The organism is Streptomyces sp. NPDC001599 (assembly GCF_042893535.1).
GTDB lineage: Bacteria > Actinomycetota > Actinomycetes > Streptomycetales > Streptomycetaceae > Streptomyces.
This window is the reverse complement of sequence record NZ_JBIAVA010000002.1, coordinates 367,652-385,596: the sequence shown is the minus strand read 5'-3', so window position 1 is coordinate 385,596 and position 17,945 is coordinate 367,652. Positions and strand designations below refer to the sequence as shown.

The following is a 17,945-nucleotide window of genomic DNA, read 5'->3' as shown; positions in this document are numbered from 1 at the left end:
CGGTCATCGGTCACCGCCGTCTCAGGGGCGGTTGTCCGCGTTGCGCAGCCGGGCGAAGGAAGTGTTCAGGCCGTGCTTCAGCAGGCGGGACAGCGGGCGTTCCACGAAGCGGTGGATCAGGTAGCTCAGGAGCAGGAAGCCCGTGACGAGTACGGCGATCAGCAGGCGGGCGTCCATCGTGTCGCGGAGGCGGGCGATGAGGGCCGTGCCGGCCGCGTAGTGGACCAGGTAGAGGGGGTAGGTCATGGCGCCCGCCGTGACGAGCCACTTCCAGCGGATCCGGTCGGTGTACCCGAGCGCCACGGCGACCATGAAGAGCAGGAAGACCGTGAAGATCGCCACGCTGCCGCGCCAGCCGGAGACGCGTTCGACGTCCTCGATGCGGTTGCCCAGCTCCAGCTGGCCCATCAGCCACGCCATGGCGAGGATGCCCCACAGGAGCAGGTCCTGGCCGAAGCGGTGCATGAGGTAGAGGGCGAGGCCGGCGATGAAGTACCAGGCGCCGTCCGGGTTGGCGACCAGTTCGAGCAGCGGCAGGCGGGCGGCCGGCGCGAGCATCGCGACCGCGCCCCACACGCAGCAGAAGACCACGACCCTGCGGTACGTCAGGCCCATGGCGACGACGACCAGGAAGAGCAGGTAGAAGCGCAGTTCGGACCAGAGGGTCCAGTAGACGCCGTCGACGTTGGGGACGCCGGAGCCGGACTGGAGCATGGTCAGGTTGAGCAGCACCTCGCGCAGCCGGAGGCGCTCCCACACGCCGGGGACGGCGATCAGTACGGCCGTGGTGAACAGGACCGCGAACCAGTACGCCGGGTAGAGCCGGATCACCCGGGAGACGAAGAACTGGCGCGGGGTGCGGCCCCAGCACGACATGCAGATCACGAAGCCGCTGATGACGAAGAAGATCTCGACGCCTATCCAGCCGTAGGAGGCGAGGCGGAACACCGTGGGCATGATCTCGGAGACCGGGCGGTCCCAGATCGGGTTGCCGGGGCGGTCGGCGCGCCAGGTCCCGGCGTAGTGGTGCGCGGCCACCATCAGCGCGGCCAGCAGGCGGATGCCGTCGATGACGTACAGCCGGCCGCCCGCCCGCCTGTGCCCCGCGGGCTTCGGGTCCGGCGGGGTGACGACGAGCGGGGGGAGCGGTTGTCTCAGCCGGACCTCCGCCCGCTCGGGCACCGATGTTCCGTTGTCCACTGCACGCACCATTCGAACAGACAAGAACAGTGCGCACGCGAACGGTAGGGGGTTCGGCAAGCCGCCGCCCGGACTCCGTGGTGTGTTCCCGGGCTGTTCGCCTCCGGTTCAGCCGGCGCCCCCGGGGGCGCCGGTCAGCCGGTGAGCCGGTCTTGGCCACCGGAACACGCAAGTGGACCCGTTACAGAAAGTCGCTCACTCGCATGGAGCAAAAACTGTAGTGGCCGATGTAGACATGCGGGCGTCGTTGAGGTTAGTGTTCTGTTGTAGCCAAGAAGTCAGCAAGGCGCGGCAGAGACGAACTGCCCGTCGGCAACACACAGAACGAGGACACACAGGTACGGCAGAGAGAAGGAGGAGGACGCCATCAGGATCGCCCGGGCGAGAAGGTTCTCACCGGGTACCGCAGGCCCCGGAACGGAAGGTGGTCCCACGGTCACGCATCCGCGATCCCTCAACTGCCCGTCCCTTCTGAAGGGGCGGCGCGGAATCAGAAGGTCGGCACAGTAGGCCGACAGATGGTGTTACAAATCCCTCGGGGCCTTGGTGCCGTTCGGCACCAAGGCCCCTCGACGCATTCCCCGAACAGAGGTGCAGATGACCGCAGGTACACCGCTCGACCGGATCGACGACGACGACTACCCCGCGTACACCATGGGACGAGCCGCCGAGATGCTCGGCACCACGCCCGCCTTCCTGCGGGCCCTCGGTGAAGCCCGGCTGATCACCCCGCTGCGCTCGGAGGGCGGCCATCGCCGCTACTCCCGCTATCAGCTGCGGATCGCCGCTCGCGCCCGCGAGATGGTCGACCAGGGGACTGCCATCGAGGCAGCCTGCCGCATCATCATCCTGGAGGACCAGCTCGAAGAGGCCCAGCGCATCAACGAGGAACTGCGACGCGGTGGCGCCGAAGCCCCGGGCGACGGGTCCGGGAGCGGCCGTCCCTCACGGTAGGGCAAGGCGGCCTCTCCACCAGGGCGGAGCAGCGGATAAAATCGGTCCTCATGTCGAAGCCTGACGAGCTGCTCATTGACATCGCTGCTCTCGTGGAGTCCGGACAGAGCAGCCGGATGTCCTTGACCGTGGTCACCCACGGTGCTGTCATCACCGGTCGCCTGGCCCCCGAGAGGGTGTGGAGGCAGAGGGTTTCGGAAGTGCTGACGGACTCCGCCGACCTGGGCGACTTCTCCGCCGTCTTCGAGGCCCCCGCGAAGCATGACGGACCGCCCACGCATCTGCACTTCCACGTCGCCCGGATCCTCCAGGGCACGATGGGGATCCCGGAGACGGGCGGGATGTACCGCGTGGCGCTGGAGGACGTCAGTGCCTGGACCGTGGGCGACTTCAGCTACTCCGACCACTGAGGCCGCTTCCCGGCGACCCGCCGTGGCGGGGGCGGTTCAGCGGGCGAGGACGGGGGCGCCCAGGGCGTTGCCGAGTTCGTCGGTGATGTCGCGCAGGCGGACCCGGTCCGTGTACGCGGAACCGTTGCGTACGGCGGTCAGCCGGGTCCGGGTGACCAGGCCGGTGTACTGGCCGTCCTGGTCGCAGACGACGAGGTGACCCGTGCGGGCGGCGGCCATGACGGACAACGCCACCTCGACCGTCATGTCGTCCCAGACCTGGGGTCCGGCCGCGTCCACGGCGTCGGCAACCGTCCCGTGCACGGCGTTGGTGCCCGTCGAGCGGGGACACGTCTGGAGCAGCGTCACGAAGTTCCTCCTGCAAAGATGGGACGGCATTGCGCGGCACATACCAGGGAATTTCCGCAGCGCAGAGCGCGTGGAGAATTGCACGAGAATGCCGAATGAGCGGGAATCCGTGTTCTTGGAACTGCGAATTCCTCGCAGTGGTCCCACGGGCTGGAGCAGCTGCGAAACGTATATGCAGCTGGGGCCCGCACCCCGAGGGATGCGGGCCCCAGCTGCAAAGTGTGCGCCGGATGACGCGCCGACGTCAGGCGAGGACGATGTTCTCGGCCGTCGGGCCCTTCTGGCCCTGCGCGATGTCGAAGCTCACCTTCTGGCCTTCGAGCAGCTCGCGGAAGCCCTGGGCGGCGATGTTCGAGTAGTGGGCGAACACGTCCGCGCCGCCACCGTCCTGCTCGATGAAGCCGAAGCCCTTTTCCGCGTTGAACCACTTCACGGTGCCAGTAGCCATGTCTTGTCTCCTTTGGGGCAGTGCGCCGGCGTCCGCACTGTACGAACGCCGTGTCGCCGTGATGATCACCCCGCCGGAAAAACCGGTGTCAAATTCGGGAACCACAACTGCAACTGAAATCGACAGTAGCACGTCGCAGCGGTCTTTGTGCGCCGAGTAATTCCATTCCGTTCGCGGCTGTAAGAAAACTGCCCGTGCCCTCCGTGAAAACTTCGCCTCGCGAGTGCAGATATAAGGGTGGCGGGCCCCCCGGTCCGTCCGGTCCGTCGGGTCCGTCAGATGACGCCCTGGGCCAGCATCGCGTCGGCCACGCGCTCGAAGCCGGCGATGTTCGCGCCGGTGACGTAGTCGCCGGGGGCGTCGTACCGCTCGGCCGTCTCGTGGCAGGTGGTGTGGATGCTGGTCATGATGTCCGCCAGCTCCTCCTCGACCCGCGCCGCCGTCCACGACGTACGGGCGTGGTTCTGCGCCATCTCCAGGGCGCTGACCGCGACGCCGCCCGCGTTGGCCGCCTTGCCGGGGCCGAAGGCGACGCCGGCCTGCTGGAGCAGGTGGACGGCCTCGGGGGTGGTCGGCATGTTCGCGCCCTCGGAGACCGCCTTCACGCCGTTGCGGACAAGGGTGGCGGCGGCGTTCTCGTCCAGCTCGTTCTGCGTGGCGGACGGGAGGGCCAGGTCGGCCGGAACGTCCCAGACGCTGCCGCCGGGCACGAAGCGGGCCGAGGCACCCCGGCGCTCGGCGTACGCGTCGACGCGGCCGCGCTCGACCTCCTTGATCTGCTTCAGCAGGTCGAGGTCGATGCCCTTCTCGTCGACGACGTAGCCGGAGGAGTCCGAGCAGGTGACGGCGTTGGCGCCGAGGGCGGTCAGCTTCTCGATGGTGTAGATCGCCACGTTGCCGGAGCCGGAGACGACCGCGGTCTGGCCTTCCAGGTCCTCGCCGCGCTCGCGCAGCATCGCCGCCGCGAACAGGACGTTGCCGTAGCCGGTCGCCTCCGGGCGGATCAGCGAGCCGCCCCAGCCCTGGCCCTTGCCGGTGAGGACGCCGGCCTCCCAGCGGTTGGTGATCCGGCGGTACTGGCCGAAGAGGTAGCCGATCTCGCGGCCGCCGACGCCGATGTCCCCCGCCGGGACGTCCGTGTGCTCGCCGATGTGCCGGTACAGCTCCGTCATGAAGGACTGGCAGAACCGCATGACCTCCGCGTCGCTGCGCCCGTGCGGGTCGAAGTCGCTGCCGCCCTTGCCGCCGCCGATACCGAGGCCGGTCAGCGCGTTCTTGAAGATCTGCTCGAAGCCCAGGAACTTGATGACGCCCAGGTTCACGGACGGGTGGAAGCGCAGACCGCCCTTGTACGGGCCCAGCGCGCTGTTGAACTCGACGCGGAAGCCCCGGTTGACGCGGACGCGGCCCTGGTCGTCCTGCCACGGCACCCGGAACATCACCTGCCGCTCCGGCTCGACCAGCCGCTCGATGAGGCCCGGCTCGGCATACTCGGGGCGGGCCGCGACGACCGGCGCCAGGGTCTCCAGGACCTCGTGGGCCGCCTGGTGGAACTCGGGCTGGGCCGGGTTGCGGTGCTCGATCTCGGTGAGCAGGTGGTCGAGGGTGGTCTGCGTCTCGCTTCGCGTCGTCACAGGGGCCCTTTCTGGCACGGCGGGCACCGGTCGCATGCAGCGACCGGTGGGAGGCGCTCGGCGCCGTTGCCGCGCGCGGGACACTTAAGTGTTACGCGCATGTAAACCCCGTGGCCAGCACCCGATCACTGGATGAGACGAAGGCCTCCCGGCAACGTCGGCCTCCCGGCGACGCTACCCCTCCCCGTTCAGCATCGCGGCGGTCAGGACATTGCCCGCGACGCCCCAGCCTCCGTCCGGGACCTCGTCGACCAGGACGACGGTGGTCGGGCGGGCGCGCTCCCCGTAGATCTCCGCGTAGAGGTCGGTGGTGCGTTCGACGATCTTCCGCTTGTCCTCCGCCGAGAGCGTGCCCGCGGGGACCTTGAAGTGGGCGAAAGGCATGTCAGATCATTCCTCCGTTGGCGCGCAGAATCTGGCCGTTCACCCAGTGCCCGGCGGGGCTGCCGAGGAAGGCGACCACGGCCGCGATGTCGTCCGGTGTGCCCAGCCGCTCCAGCGGCGGCGTCTTCGCGAGCCTCTCCACCTGCTCGGGCGTCTTGCCGTCGAGGAACAGGTCGGTGGCCGTCGGCCCGGGGGCGACCGTGTTCACGGTGATGTCCCGCCCGCGCAGTTCCCGCGCCAGGATCATCGTCATGGCCTCCACGGCGCCCTTGCTCGCCGCGTAGGCGCCGTACGTGGGGAACTGCGTGCCGACGACGGACGTCGAGAACCCGATGAAGGCGCCCCCGGCGCGCAGTCGCCGTGCCGCCTGCTGGGCGACGACGAAGGTGCCGCGGATGTTGGTGCGGTGCATGGCGTCCAGCGCCGCCAGGTCCAGGTCGGCGATCGGCGACAGCGTCATCCGCCCGGCCGCGTTCACGACCACGTCGACACCGCCGTACTCCTCCTCCGCGCGGTCGAACAGGGCGGCGACCTCCTTCTCCTCCGCCACGTCCGCCTGTACGGCGATCGCCCGTCCGCCGGCCCCGGTGACGGCCGCCACCGTCTCGTCGGCGGCAGCGGCGCCGCGGGCGTAGTTCACGACGACGGCCAGTCCGTCCTCGGCGAGCTTCTGTGCGACGGCACGGCCGATGCCGCGGGATCCGCCGGTGACGACGGCGACGCGTTCGCCGGTGGTCTGTTGCTTCGTGTGCGTGGTCATGGCTCCACGATGCGCCCGGTCGGGCGGCGCAGCCAGGGGATGCCATCCCCTGGGTCAGCGGCCCGGCCCGGCGCAGAATAGACCGTATGAGCGCTGTGAAGTACGCCGAGCTGGGAGCGTTCCTGCGGTCGCGGCGGGAGCGGATCCGCCCGGCCGACGTCGGACTCCCCGCCGGACCGCGCCGCCGGGTGCCGGGGCTGCGCCGCGAGGAGGTGGCCCACCTCGCCGGGGCGTCCGTGGACTACTACAACGAGCTGGAGCGCGGCGCCGGGTCCCAGCCCTCCGAGCAGATGATCGCCGCGCTGGCCCGTGCGCTGCGGCTGTCCGCCGACGAGCGGGACTACCTGTACCGGCTCGCCGACCGGCCGGTTCCCGTCCAGGGCGGGCCCGCCTCGCACGTGCACCCCGGCATGCTGGACCTGCTCGGGCGGATGACCTCGACCCCGGCACAGGTGATCACCGACCTGCACGTCACCCTCGTACAGAATCCGCTGGCCGTGGCGCTGCTCGGGGACCAGTCCGGCTACCGGGGGCCCCGCGCCAGCTTCGTCCACCGGTGGTTCACCGAGCCGGAGGCCCGGCTGCTGTATCCCGAGGCCGACCACGCGTACCAGTCCCGTTCCTTCGTCGCCGATCTGCGGGCCGCCGCCGCCCGGCGGGACGCGAAGGACACGGAGGCCGGCTCGATGATCCGTACGCTGCTCGGTGTCTCCCCCGAGTTCGCCGCGCTGTGGGCCGACCACGAGGTGGCGTTCCGGCGCGACGACCGGAAACGGCTGGTCCACCCGGCGGTCGGCCTGATCGAGGTCAACTGCCTCAACCTCTTCAGCGAGGACGGCCGCCAGCGGCTCCTGTGGTTCACCCCGGCCGTGGGGACCGACAGCGCGGGGCTGCTGGAGCTGCTGTCGGTCGTCGGCACGCAGGAGGTCAGCGAGGTCAGCGCTGCGACGCGTACGGCAGGAAGCTCGCCCAGGCGGCAGGGGTGAGGGTGAGGCGGGGGCCGTCGGTGTCGGTGGTCTTGGAGTCGCGGACGTGGACGGTGGCGGGGGTGAGGGCCAGTTCGACGCAGGAGTTGCCGTCCGTACCGCTGCTGTAGGTGCTCTTGAACCAGACCAGTTCGGTCTCGCGGGTCATGTCTCTCCCAGCAGTTTTTCGATGAAGGCAAGCGATGCTCTCGGTGGGAGAGCCTGCGCCCGGATGGTGCCATACCGCAGCTCAAGGATGCGCAGCTCCCTGGGCTCAGCAGTCGGCCGACCGTTGAACGCACCATCACTACGTCCCACTGCCGTGCCGTCCGGGAACTTCAACAGCTCGATCTTGCCGTCCACACCCGGGTGGGCATCAGTGCTCGTCGGCATCACTTGAAGCGAGACGTGGTTCAACGACCCCACCTCCAACAGGCGTTCGAGCTGCTGTTGCTGCACCATTGTGCCCCCTACCGGCCGTCGCAACGGCGCCTCTTCCAGGACGAAGTGGATCGACGGGGCCGGTTCACGTTCGAAGACCGACTGCCGAGCCATGCGGGCTGCCACCATGCGCTGAACGTCGTCTGCGGAGTACGGGGGCTGGGCCGCTTCCATCAGCGCGCGAGCGTGATCCGGCGTCTGCAGGAGTCCATGGACGCTGTTGCACTCGTAGATGCCGATCTCAACCGCCTTCCCCTCCAACTTCCCCAGCTCCCGCACCTTCTTCGGGTACCGGACCTTCTTCACGTCCTCCCAGGCCGCCGAGAGAAGCCCACCGGCCTCCAGTACCTCGTCCGCCCTGTCCAGGTACTCCTGTCGGGGAATCCGCTTGCCGCCCTCGACCTTGTAGACGAGGTCCTCCCCGTACCCGACCGCCACTCCGAAGTCGCCGGCCCGCATACCCGCCGCCTCCCGGCGGAGCTTCAACTGCCGTCCCACCGTGGTGATGACCGCGACTCCCCACTCGTCGTCGGGGTCGACCTCCCACCCCGACTCGTCCGTCTCGACCGCCATCCTCCGCCCCTTCCCCGACAGCGCCGACACCACTGGACAAGCGCCGGACAGTCACCGTACGTACCCGCTGAGTCACTTCTCACGGTACGCACACGCCGCCACGCTGAGTGACGTGAATCAGGAATCCACCACCGAACTCGCCGCGTCCGTCCGCAATTTCAGCGTGCAACTGTCGCCCACCCCACGAGGCGCCCGCCTCGCCCGCCTGCTCGCGACCGAGCAGCTCCGCGCCTGGGGTCTGGCCCTGGACCCGGCACGCCTCCTCGTCGCCGAGCTGGCCAACAACGCGGCGGACCACGGACGCGTCCCCGGCCGCGATTTCCGACTCACCCTGTACGTCGTGGGCGACATCCTCCGCGTCGAGGTCACCGACACGCGGGGCCAGGAACTCCCCGCCCCTCAAAAGCCGGCCTCCGACGCCGAATCCGGCCGGGGTCTGCTGCTGGTCGAGGCGTTGGCGCACCGCTGGGGAGTGACCGAGGGCCGCTTCCCGCGCAAGACCGTGTGGGCCGAACTGCGCTGTACGCCACCGGAACCCACGTTCTGAGGTTCCGGTGCCGTCGGTGCCCTACCAAGAGAAAGAAACCGGGGGAAATGACCCCACCAAGCCCCACCCCTCCCGCCCGAGGCGCGTCGTCACTCGGGTGGGTGAACATCACCGGCTGAGCTGGATTTCGGGGCCCTCAACTCCCCTACTCTCAGCGCAAACAACCGAAAAGACTTCGGCCCCCGCTGGGACTGGCATCCCGGTGCGAGGGCCTACCACCAAGGAAGCAAGGAAAAGGAAACCTTCCCGATGGGTACCCAAAACCCTAGCGCGCCCCCGCGCGCCGAGTCAGCCCTCGCCGACAATCCGACCCGTACGCGTCGCCACGGCGGCGGCATCACCCACGAGAACACCCGCCACACCACCCGCTTCGTGGTGATCGGCAACCACCTGGTCCAGCACAAGGAGCTGTCGCTCCTCGCGATCGGCCTCGGCTGCCACCTCCAGTCGCTGCCCACCGGCGCGGGCGCCGACATCAAGTCGCTCGCCGCCCGCTTCCCGGAGGGGCCGACCCGTATCGCTGCCGCCCTGCGCGAACTGGAGGCCCACGGCTACCTGCGCCGCGAGCGCCACCGCACGGAGACCGGCCGGATCGTCACCCGCACGGTTTCCTGCAACCAGCCGCACGCGAGCCGCCGCGAACCGGCCGACACGGGGTGCCCACCCGCGAAACGCACGCCTCTGCCCCCGCGCCGTACGGGACACAAGGCGCTCCCCGCCGTACCGCAGCCGAGCAGCACCGCCCCCGCGCTGCTCCAGACGGCCCTCGACCTCCTCGCCACCCTGCGCCGCCACGACCCCCGGCTGCTGCTCTCGGCGACGGACACGGCCCACCTGGTCCCAGGGGTCGCCGCCTGGCTGGAGCGCGACGTCACCCCCGGCGCCGTACGCCACGCCCTGACCACCGGCCTCCCGGACGAGCCACTGCACCGCCCGGCCGCCCTCCTCGCCCACCGCCTCACCGACCGGCTGCCACCACCGCCCCCGTTCCGCACGCCGTCGGCCGCCGTACCGCCACCGCGCCACCCACTCCAGAACTGCGAAGGCTGCGACCGCGGCTTCCGGGCCCCCGGGACCGAATCCCATTGCCGCGACTGCCGTGAGTCCAGGTGCCCCACCCCGTCAGCCTCGTCCCGACCGTGAACAGGACCCTCAGCGCCGTGTCCGCAACCTCCCGCCCCTGCCCTCCCGGGCGACTAACCTGGCCAGTGCACTCCCGGGAGGACACCATGAGCACCCAGGCCGACCACGGGAACGAGCTGATTCCCCGCCCCGAACAGACGCCGGACGCCCTGCGGGCCGCGCTCGTCGTCGTCGCCCCCGGCCGCCTCACGGAGATGCAGCGGTCGAAGGATGAGGCTTTCGCCAAGGCCGTCGAGTGGGAGTCCCTCAGCCCGGTGCGCAGCTGGGTCCTGGCCTGGGCAAGGGACATCGAGATCGCCCGGCGCCCCGACCTTACGGCGCGCCACGCCCACGCCAAGAGCAAGCTGGAGGACGAGGACCCGACAGTGGCGCAGGAAGCACTGCGGGAGCTCAATGACGTCCTCAGCGAGGCGATGAAGGCCGTGCGCACTTGAGCTGGTGCTGGGAGTACGCCTTCGGCGCGGAGGAAGCCGCGCGCACTGTTCCGCGGGTCTTTCTGATCGGGGTGGAGGCCAAGGCCGACGAACTGGTCAGAGCGGCGGAGGCGCTCTACGTACACGGCCGGGGGCACGAAGGCGCCGACGTGAAGGGCGGCGACGTCATCGTCCCCGGCGGAATGTTCACGTACCAAGTCGTCGTGCGACGTGAGCGCGTCTTCGTCGTGCAGATCGTCTACCTGGGCTTCTGAACGGAGGGGCGAGTCGCCCGCCCTCACGCCACCGTGGACACGCAGAACGGATGGCCCGCCGGGTCCAGCAGCACTCGCCAGCGGTCCGGTGAAGGCTGGAAGTCGGGCTTGGTCGCGCCCAGGGCGAGCAGGCGGGCCTCCCCCGTGTCCAGGTCGTCGACGCCGACGTCGATGTGGGCCTGCTTCTCCTGGTCGGTGCCCGGCCAGGTCGGCGGGCGGTAGTCGGTCAGACGGCAGAAGCCGAGGCCGGGGGCGCCGTCCTTGCCGCCGAGGAGGTAGAAGTCGTCGGTGTTGAAGGCGACGGGGAGGTCGAGGGCCTCGCCCCAGAAGCGGGCCAGCGCGGCGGGGTCGGAGCAGTCGAAGGTGACGGCCGAGTAGCGGAAGGTCGGTGCCGGGGTGTTCTGCGTTGTCGTCATGGGAGAGACCGTAGGACGTGACCAGGACAGGTTCGGTCCTGGTCGGCACCGGATGCGTGGAAGACTTCGGGACCGTGCTCAGTACTTCCGCCCGGCTGCTGCGCCTGGTCTCCCTGCTCGCCGTCCGTCCCGCCTGGACCTGCGGTGAGCTGGCCGAGCGGATGGAGGTCACGGAGCGGACCGTGCGGCGGGACGTGGCGCGGCTGCGGGAACTGGGGTACGCCGTCGACTCCGACCCGGGGCCGTGGGGCGGGTACCGGCTGCGGCCGGGGACGCGTACGCCGCCGTTGATCCTCGACGACGAGGAGGCCCTCGCCGTGGCCGTCGGACTGCGGGAGGCCGCGCTGAGCGGGGCGCTCGGCGGGGACCAGGCGGCGTTGTCGGCGCTGCTGAAGCTGCGGCAGGTGCTGCCCAAGCGGCTGGGCGACCGGCTCGGGGACATGGATGCCGCGTTCGTACAGACGCCGAGGGCCGGGGAACCGCAGGTCGCGGCGGGAATGCTGCTGGAGCTGGCGGCCGCGTGCCGGCGGGGCGAACGGGCCCGGATGGCGTACCGGGACTGGGGAGGGCGGGCCAGTGTGCGGGACGTCGACCCGTACCGGCTCGTGCACACCGGGCGGCGTTGGTACTTCGTGGCACGGGATGTCGAGCGGGGCGAGTGGCGGACGTTCCGGGCGGACCGGGTCGAGCGGGTGCAGCCGACCGGGCGGCCCGTCGAGTTCACCGAACCGCTGCCCGATCCGGCGCTGCTCGTGTCCCGCGCGAGCGCGACCGGGCCGTACGCCGTGCTGGCCACCGTCCGCCTGCCGGTGCCCATGGAGCAGGCGCTGCGGTCCGTTCCCGCCACGGTCGGGCTGCACCGGGCCGACGGGCCGGACGCCACGGTCGTCGAGATCGGCGGGTCGAGCGCGGAGGGGCTGGCCCGGTATCTGTTCAGCCTCGCCACGCCGTTGCGCGTGCTGGCACCGGACTCCGTGCGCGAGGCGCTGCTGCGCCGGACCCGGGAGCTGCTCGCGGCGAACGGCGACACAAGTACTTGAAGTTTCCTCCAGAGGTCCGTACCAACCTCTTGCCCCCGCTCTCGCCGCGTCGCAAGCTCCCCTCATGGAGCTGGAGTTGCGGCATCTCAAGACGGTCCGGGCCATCGCCGACGCCGGCAGCCTCACCAGGGCGGCGACGGCTCTCGGTCTCGCGCAGCCCGCGTTGAGCGCACAGCTCAAGCGGATCGAACGAGCCCTGGGCGGCGCGCTGTTCGTGCGTGGCCGGCACGGAGTGCGGGCCACCGCGCTGGGCGAACTGGTGCTGGAACGGAGCCGGATCGTGCTGCCCGCGGTGACCGAGTTGCAGCAGGAGGCGGCCCGGTTCGCCCGGGCGCCGCGCACGGCGGAGCGGCTGCGGATCGGCGGCACCCACGGGCCCTTACTGGGCGCCCTCCTCGACCGGCTGGCCGGTGTGGCGCCGGACGCCCGGATGACGACCTGCACCTCCTGGTCCGAGCGGGAGCTGGCCGGGCAGCTCGCCGAGGGGCGGCTGGACTTCGCGCTGGCCGGGACCTGCGGCACCGCGTCGCCGCCCCCGGGTGAGGGGCTGGTGTGGCGGGAGGTCGCCGTCGACCCGGTGTTCGTCATGATGACCGAGGACCACCCGCTGGCCCACCGCGCGGAGGTGGACCTGACCGCGCTGGCCGACGAGGAGTGGGCGTGCGTACCCGGCGACGGCTGCTTCGGCGACTGCTTCACCGCGTCGTGCGCCCGGGCCGGTTTCACCCCGCGCCGCATGTACGAGACGGACACCGCGTCCCTCGTGCACCTGGTGCAGGTGGGGCGGGCGGTCGGGCTGTGCCGGGCGACCTTCCCGACCACCCCCCAGATCGTGACCCGTCCGCTGGCCGACACCCCGCTGACCTGGCGGCACCTGCTCGGCTGGCACGCGGCGACGCAGCGGCAGGACACCGCCGCGGCGGTGCTCTCGCAGGCAAGGATGGCGCACGCGGGCGTGGCGGCCAACAGCGACAGCTACACGGAGTGGATGTCGGCCCACCGGGTTCCGTGACGCCGGGTTGCTCAACACCCGGTTCCGTAACACCGGGTTGTGTAACCCCCAGTTCCGTAACACCCGGTTCCATAACGCCGGGCAGAGGGACGGCTGACCTCTTATGCCGGCCGGTCGCTCCTCCCTACGGTTTCGGCACCTCCCCACCGAGACCGAGGAGATCCCCCATGCACCACCGACACCGACATCACAGAGCCGTGGGTGCCGCCGTCGCCGCGACCGCGGCCCTGCTCGTGGCCGGGCTCAGCGGCTCCGCGAGCGCCGGGACGGCACCCGCCGACTCCGCACCCACCGCCGCCGAGACCCTGCGCACCGACGCCGCGCCCCCCGCTCTCCTCAAGGCCATGCAGCGGGACCTCGGCCTCGACCGCCGGCAGGCGGAGCGCCGCCTCGTCAACGAGGCCGAGGCGGGCGCCACGGCGGGCCGGCTGCGGGCCGCGCTCGGCGGCGACTTCGCGGGCGCGTGGGTGCGCGGTGCCGAGTCCGGCACCCTGACCGTGGCGACGACCGACGCGGGCGACGTCGCCGCGATCGAGGCGCGGGGCGCCGAGGCGAAGGTCGTGCGCCACTCGCTCGCCGACCTGGACACGGCCAAGGCCCGCCTGGACAAGGCGGCGGCCGGTGTGAACACCGCCGACGCGCCCGTCTGGTACGTGGACACACGCACCAACTCCGTCGTCGTCGAGGCGATACGCCCGGCCGCGGCGCGTTCGCTGCTGACGGCGGCCGGTGTCGACCGGTCCCTCGCCCGCGTGAAGAGCCGCACCGAGCGGCCCCGCACCTTCTACGACCTGCGCGGCGGCGAGGCGTACTACATCAACAACAGCAGCCGCTGCTCGATCGGCTTCCCGGTCACCAAGGGCACCCAGCAGGGCTTCGCCACCGCGGGCCACTGCGGCCGGGCCGGATCCAGCACCACGGGCGCCAACCGGGTGGCCCAGGGCACCTTCCAGGGTTCGATCTTCCCGGGTCGCGACATGGCGTGGGTGGCCACCAACTCCAGTTGGACGGCGACCCCGTACGTGCTCGGCGCCGGTGGGCAGAACGTCCAGGTCACCGGTTCCACTGCTTCCCCGGTCGGCGCGTCCGTGTGCCGGTCCGGCTCCACGACCGGCTGGCACTGCGGCACCGTCACGCAGCTGAACACCAGCGTCACCTACCAGGAAGGCACCATCTCCCCGGTCACCAAGACCACGGTGTGCGCGGAGCCCGGTGACTCCGGCGGCTCCTACATCTCCGGCAGCCAGGCGCAGGGCGTCACCTCGGGCGGCTCGGGCGACTGCCGCACCGGCGGCGAGACCTTCTTCCAGCCGATCAACGCGCTGCTCCAGAACTACGGGCTCACGCTCAAGACCACCGGCGGCGACGACGGCGGCGAGGAGCCCGGCGAGCCCGGCGGCACCTGGGCGGCCGGCACCGTCTACCAGCCGGGCGACACCGTGACCTACGGCGGCGCCACCTTCCGCTGCCTCCAGGGCCACCAGGCCTACGCGGGCTGGGAGCCGCCGAACGTTCCGGCGCTGTGGCAGCGAGTGTGACACCCCACTGACCCCCACAGGGGACAACGGGGGACGGGTCCGGGCGTGCGTGAGGGAGAGCGCCCGGGCCCGGTCACGTCCGGGTCAGGTACGGGTGACCTGGCCGCAGCCTCCCGAATCCGAGCCGGTGAGGGGGCGGCTGCGGTCGTAGGGGTCGGTGAGGGGGCCGGTGGGCCGCGCCCCGCCGGGACCGTCGTCGTCGGGGAAGCCGGGGTGCAGGTAGCCGTCGTAGACGTCGCAGTCGGTGTTGCCGTACTCGGAGAAGTACTTCTCCACCAGGAGCTTGCCCTCGGTCACGTGCCACTTCGCCGGGTCGTTCAGGGTCAGGGTGAGCACGCGGCGGATGATCGTGCGGGCGACCGGCCCGTCGGCGTCGTCGGCCCGGACCAGCGGGTAGACGAAGGTGTAGTCCGCGTTGACCTTCACCACGCCCGGTTCGCCCGCGGCGAGCGTCATGCGGCCACGGACCTTCACGACGTCACCGGCCAGGCGGGTCTCGGCCGGGTCGAAGCGGGTGAAAAGCCGGAGCGGGTCGTGGTCGGCGTCCGGGTCGCTCAGTGAGCGGCGCAGCTTGGGCAGCAGCTCCGGCTGCTTCGGGTCGAGCACGTCCAGCGCCTCGTCCGGCCGTTCCCCGCGCAGTACGGCGGGGTCCAGGTTGGCGGCGACCAGGAGTTCCTTGGTGCGGCGCAGCGCGAACGCCACGTCGTCCTTGCTCATGCCGGACAGCGGCTTCGCCGCCGGGACCTCGATGGCGTCGGCGCCCTCGGCCCACCGCTCGGCGGGCGAGCCGCGGAACGGGTGCTCGCGCGTGGCCCGCTCGGCCCCGGCCGCCTCCCCGGGGGCGCCGGTCGGCCGCGCCGACTCGGCCGCCAGGGTCGGCGACGCGGAGGCGTCGTCCCCGCCGGGCAGCCGGTCCAGGACCAGGGAGGGCCGAACGGCGACGAGGGCGAGCGCGGCCAGCGCCACCACGCCGACCACCGCGCCCACCAGGCGCCGACGGCCGCGGGCGTCGCCCTTCGGGTTGCCCTGCGGGGCCCGCCAGGGCGTCGGCTCCGCCTCCTCGCGCAACCGCCGGGCCACCATCCGCGCCCGGGCCGACGGCTCCTTGGGCGCTGAGCGACCACCACCCTCGGCGGCCTCCCGCAGGAACGCCTCCAACTGCTCGTCGGAGATCGAGGGGGCCTGGTCGTCGTCGGAACGGTCTGGGGGCGGGACGGAACTCACGGGCTCACTTTCTGCCTCGGTGCGGGGGCGTCGACGGTGATCCATCCTGCCGCCGAGTGAAGGAGGAGTGCCGTTCCGTGCGGAACTTGTGACCGAACCCGTACACCTTCGCTCGACCCGCGCCACCGCTGCGCGTCGCCGGACCGCGTCAGCCCCGCAGATACGTCAGCACCGCCAGCACCCTGCGGTGCGTCTCGGTCGCCGGGGGCAGGTCGAGCTTGGCGAGGATGTTGCCGATGTGCTTGCCCACGGCCGCCTCGGAGACGACGAGTTCGCGGGCGACGGCCGCGTTGGACCTGCCCTCCGCGATCAGGGCGAGCACCTCCCGCTCGCGCGGGCTGAGCCGCTCCAGCGGGTCCCGGCGGCGGCGCAGCAACTGGCGTACCACCTCCGGGTCGACGACCGTGCCGCCGTTCGCGACCTCGGCCAGCGCGTCGACGAACTCCTCGACCTGGCCGACGCGGTCCTTGAGCAGATAGCCGACGCCGGTGCCGTCGCCGGAGTCCAGCAACTCGGCCGCGTAGGCCCGTTGCACGTACTGGCTGAGGACCAGGACGGGCAGGGCGGGCCGCTCCTCGCGCAGGCGTACGGCCGCGTGCAAACCCTCGTCCTGGAAGCCGGGCGGCATGCGCACGTCGGTGACGACGATGTCCGGGGCGTGCTCCGTGACCGCGGCGACGAGTGCGTCCGCGTCGCCGACGGCCGCGACGACCTCGTGGCCGAAGCGGGCCAGCAGGCCGGTCAGGCCGTCCCGCAGCAGCACGCTGTCCTCGGCGAGCACTACGCGAAGCGTTCGGTCCACTCGCAAGGAATCTCCACGCTCAGCAGGGTCGGTCCGCCCGGCGGGCTGGACAGGGAGAGTCTGCCATCCAGGACCGACACCCGGTCGGCGAGTCCGGTCAGCCCGCTGCCCGCCGCGGCGTCGGCCCCGCCCCGGCCGTCGTCGCGGACGCGGAGGAGGAGCCGTCCGTCGCGGTGGCCGCCGGTCACCTCCGCGCGGTCGGCGCCGCTGTGCCTGCCGATGTTGGCGAGGGCCTCGCAGACCACGAAGTAGGCGGCGGCCTCCACCGCCCGGGGTAGCCGTCCGGGCAGCTCCAGGGCGACGTCGACGGGGACGGCGGAGCGGTCGGCGGCGTCGGCGACCGCCGCGGGCAGGCCGTAGTCGGCGAGGACCTTGGGGTGGATGCCGTGGATCAGCTCGCGCAGTTCCTCCAGGGCCCTGCCCGCCTCCCCGTGCGCCTTGGCCAGCTGGTCGGCCAGCGGTCCCGGCGGCGCGTCCAGGCGGGCCAGGCCGAGGGCCATCGTCAGGGCGACCAGGCGCTGCTGGGCGCCGTCGTGCAGGTCGCGTTCGATGCGGCGCCGCTCGGCCTCGAAGGCGTCCACCAACCGGGCCCGTGAGCGGGTGAGTTCGACGACTCTGGCCTCCGGGTCACCCTCGCCGCCCGGGGCGGCCACGAGGACGCGGGCCAGCTCGGCCCGTACGCCCGCGGCCAGGCCCAGCGCGTAGCCGCCCAGGGCGAGGAGCAGCAGGCCGAGCGCGGCGACGCCGGACGCGGCCGGCCAGGTGGTGACCGTCCACTGCTTGAGGACCTTCGCCTCCTCTCCCCCGCCGGCCGTGGCCATCACCAGCGGGGTGGCGGCCAGATGGAGCGGTGCCGCCAGGGCGAGGGCGACGGCCAGGGCGTCCAGCGGCCACAGGAGAAGGGCGAACAGCAGCGCGTGGCCCAGTTCCCGCCAGGTCGCCCGCTCGCGCAGCCGGGTGATCAGCCAGGGCCACGGCCCGGTGGCGGGCGGCTGCCGCACGGGCCGGGCGGGGGCGGGGGCGCGGTCGATCAGGCGCAGCCGGTGCCGCTCCAGGCGGGCCAGGGGGATGCCGGCGAGGGCGGTGAGCAGCAGCAGCGGCAGTCCCACCAGCACGACGGTCAGGGCGCCCCCCACGACGAGGGCGACCGCGAGCCCCACCAGGGTCGCGGCGCCGGCCGCCGCCCCGGTCACCAGGTAGGCGGTCGCCCGCCACGGCCAGGCGGAGAGCAGATAGCGGCGGGCGGACAGGGCCTGCCACAGGTCGCGAGAGCGCATGCGGCTCACCGTAGGACCGCGACGTGCGGCGCGGCCATCGGCCCAGGCGGAGCAACGGGGGTGGGGCAGGCCATACCCCGGCTCTAGCCCCTGCCGCACTGCGCCGGTGCCGCCCCGCACGGTTTCGTTGGCGCACCGGGC

Annotated in this window: 22 protein-coding genes; 10 read left to right on the top strand and 12 right to left on the bottom strand. The window is 71.7% G+C overall.

Features of this window, described 5'->3' with window-relative positions:
- Positions 1–21 precede the first annotated feature (21 nt).
- Positions 22–1,200, bottom strand: coding sequence for an acyltransferase family protein (locus ACFYZ3_RS06395; protein ID WP_388514344.1), 1,179 nt, complete (start codon positions 1,198–1,200; stop codon positions 22–24).
- 597 nt (positions 1,201–1,797) lie between these two features.
- Between ACFYZ3_RS06395 and ACFYZ3_RS06390 the strand changes: the two genes are divergently transcribed.
- Complete coding sequence (locus ACFYZ3_RS06390) at positions 1,798–2,154, top strand: MerR family transcriptional regulator (RefSeq protein WP_388514343.1); 357 nt, start codon at positions 1,798–1,800, stop codon at positions 2,152–2,154.
- 50 nt (positions 2,155–2,204) lie between these two features.
- Entirely contained in the window at positions 2,205–2,564 is a 360-nt protein-coding gene (locus ACFYZ3_RS06385; protein ID WP_109034227.1) for a hypothetical protein, read from the top strand.
- Between the two features lie 36 nt (positions 2,565–2,600).
- Here ACFYZ3_RS06385 and ACFYZ3_RS06380 read toward each other — a convergent pair whose 3' ends face one another.
- The 5 genes from ACFYZ3_RS06380 to ACFYZ3_RS06360 all read right to left on the bottom strand — a co-directional run bounded on the left by ACFYZ3_RS06380 (position 2,601) and on the right by ACFYZ3_RS06360 (position 6,138).
- Positions 2,601–2,912 carry a CBS domain-containing protein gene (locus ACFYZ3_RS06380; protein ID WP_388514341.1) on the bottom strand — a complete coding sequence of 104 codons (312 nt, stop codon included), beginning with the start codon at positions 2,910–2,912 and terminating at the stop codon, positions 2,601–2,603.
- Positions 2,913–3,156: 244 nt separating this feature from the next.
- Positions 3,157–3,360: a cold-shock protein gene (locus tag ACFYZ3_RS06375; RefSeq protein WP_030039020.1), complete on the bottom strand. Its 204-nt coding sequence runs from the start codon at positions 3,358–3,360 to the stop codon at positions 3,157–3,159.
- Between the two features lie 275 nt (positions 3,361–3,635).
- The gene (gdhA, locus tag ACFYZ3_RS06370) at positions 3,636–4,994 is read right to left on the bottom strand and encodes an NADP-specific glutamate dehydrogenase (protein ID WP_388514339.1); all 1,359 of its coding nucleotides are present in this window, start codon (positions 4,992–4,994) and stop codon (positions 3,636–3,638) included.
- Between the two features lie 174 nt (positions 4,995–5,168).
- Complete coding sequence (locus ACFYZ3_RS06365) at positions 5,169–5,378, bottom strand: 4-oxalocrotonate tautomerase family protein (RefSeq protein ID WP_388514338.1); 210 nt, start codon at positions 5,376–5,378, stop codon at positions 5,169–5,171.
- 1 nt (position 5,379) lies between these two features.
- On the bottom strand, positions 5,380–6,138 hold the full coding sequence (locus ACFYZ3_RS06360) for an SDR family oxidoreductase (protein ID WP_388514336.1): 759 nt from the start codon (positions 6,136–6,138) through the stop codon (positions 5,380–5,382).
- 86 nt (positions 6,139–6,224) lie between these two features.
- On the opposite strand from ACFYZ3_RS06360, the gene ACFYZ3_RS06355 reads away from it, so the two are divergent.
- Positions 6,225–7,124 carry a helix-turn-helix transcriptional regulator gene (locus ACFYZ3_RS06355; RefSeq protein ID WP_388514334.1) on the top strand — a complete coding sequence of 300 codons (900 nt, stop codon included), beginning with the start codon at positions 6,225–6,227 and terminating at the stop codon, positions 7,122–7,124.
- On the opposite strand, the gene ACFYZ3_RS06350 is transcribed toward ACFYZ3_RS06355, so the two are convergent.
- Complete coding sequence (locus ACFYZ3_RS06350; protein ID WP_388514332.1) at positions 7,075–7,272, bottom strand: DUF397 domain-containing protein; 198 nt, start codon at positions 7,270–7,272, stop codon at positions 7,075–7,077. The genes ACFYZ3_RS06355 and ACFYZ3_RS06350 overlap by 50 nt on opposite strands.
- Positions 7,269–8,117 carry a helix-turn-helix domain-containing protein gene (locus ACFYZ3_RS06345; RefSeq protein WP_388514331.1) on the bottom strand — a complete coding sequence of 283 codons (849 nt, stop codon included), beginning with the start codon at positions 8,115–8,117 and terminating at the stop codon, positions 7,269–7,271. Before ACFYZ3_RS06345 ends, ACFYZ3_RS06350 begins: the two co-directional genes overlap by 4 nt.
- Before the next feature lie 112 nt (positions 8,118–8,229).
- Between ACFYZ3_RS06345 and ACFYZ3_RS06340 the strand changes: the two genes are divergently transcribed.
- From ACFYZ3_RS06340 to ACFYZ3_RS06325, 4 genes are all read left to right on the top strand, one after another.
- Positions 8,230–8,664 (top strand): ATP-binding protein, encoded by a 435-nt coding sequence (locus tag ACFYZ3_RS06340; RefSeq protein ID WP_388514330.1) that lies wholly within the window; start codon positions 8,230–8,232, stop codon positions 8,662–8,664.
- 249 nt (positions 8,665–8,913) lie between these two features.
- Complete coding sequence (locus ACFYZ3_RS06335) at positions 8,914–9,807, top strand: helix-turn-helix domain-containing protein (protein ID WP_388514329.1); 894 nt, start codon at positions 8,914–8,916, stop codon at positions 9,805–9,807.
- Positions 9,808–9,893: 86 nt separating this feature from the next.
- A complete protein-coding gene (locus ACFYZ3_RS06330) occupies positions 9,894–10,241 on the top strand; it encodes a hypothetical protein (protein ID WP_361010198.1) in 348 nt (115 codons plus the stop codon).
- Positions 10,238–10,495 (top strand): hypothetical protein, encoded by a 258-nt coding sequence (locus ACFYZ3_RS06325; protein WP_361010196.1) that lies wholly within the window; start codon positions 10,238–10,240, stop codon positions 10,493–10,495. Before ACFYZ3_RS06330 ends, ACFYZ3_RS06325 begins: the two co-directional genes overlap by 4 nt.
- A gap of 23 nt (positions 10,496–10,518) precedes the next feature.
- On the opposite strand, the gene ACFYZ3_RS06320 is transcribed toward ACFYZ3_RS06325, so the two are convergent.
- The gene (locus tag ACFYZ3_RS06320) at positions 10,519–10,911 is read right to left on the bottom strand and encodes a VOC family protein (protein ID WP_388514328.1); all 393 of its coding nucleotides are present in this window, start codon (positions 10,909–10,911) and stop codon (positions 10,519–10,521) included.
- 74 nt (positions 10,912–10,985) lie between these two features.
- Between ACFYZ3_RS06320 and ACFYZ3_RS06315 the strand changes: the two genes are divergently transcribed.
- From ACFYZ3_RS06315 to ACFYZ3_RS06305, 3 genes are all read left to right on the top strand, one after another.
- Positions 10,986–11,951: a helix-turn-helix transcriptional regulator gene (locus tag ACFYZ3_RS06315; RefSeq protein WP_388514327.1), complete on the top strand. Its 966-nt coding sequence runs from the start codon at positions 10,986–10,988 to the stop codon at positions 11,949–11,951.
- Positions 11,952–12,015: 64 nt separating this feature from the next.
- A complete protein-coding gene (locus ACFYZ3_RS06310; RefSeq protein ID WP_388514326.1) occupies positions 12,016–12,963 on the top strand; it encodes a LysR family transcriptional regulator in 948 nt (315 codons plus the stop codon).
- A 167-nt stretch (positions 12,964–13,130) separates the two neighbouring features.
- Entirely contained in the window at positions 13,131–14,501 is a 1,371-nt protein-coding gene (locus ACFYZ3_RS06305) for an alpha-lytic protease prodomain-containing protein (protein WP_388514324.1), read from the top strand.
- 84 nt (positions 14,502–14,585) lie between these two features.
- Here the strand turns inward: ACFYZ3_RS06305 and ACFYZ3_RS06300 are convergent, their stop codons facing one another.
- The 3 genes from ACFYZ3_RS06300 to ACFYZ3_RS06290 form a co-directional block, all read right to left on the bottom strand.
- Positions 14,586–15,725 (bottom strand): hypothetical protein, encoded by a 1,140-nt coding sequence (locus ACFYZ3_RS06300; protein WP_388514322.1) that lies wholly within the window; start codon positions 15,723–15,725, stop codon positions 14,586–14,588.
- Positions 15,726–15,873: 148 nt separating this feature from the next.
- Positions 15,874–16,506, bottom strand: a complete 633-nt coding sequence (locus ACFYZ3_RS06295; RefSeq protein ID WP_388514851.1) for a response regulator — start codon at positions 16,504–16,506, stop codon at positions 15,874–15,876.
- On the bottom strand, positions 16,506–17,804 hold the full coding sequence (locus ACFYZ3_RS06290) for a sensor domain-containing protein (protein WP_388514321.1): 1,299 nt from the start codon (positions 17,802–17,804) through the stop codon (positions 16,506–16,508). Before ACFYZ3_RS06290 ends, ACFYZ3_RS06295 begins: the two co-directional genes overlap by 1 nt.
- Positions 17,805–17,945 lie beyond the last annotated feature (141 nt).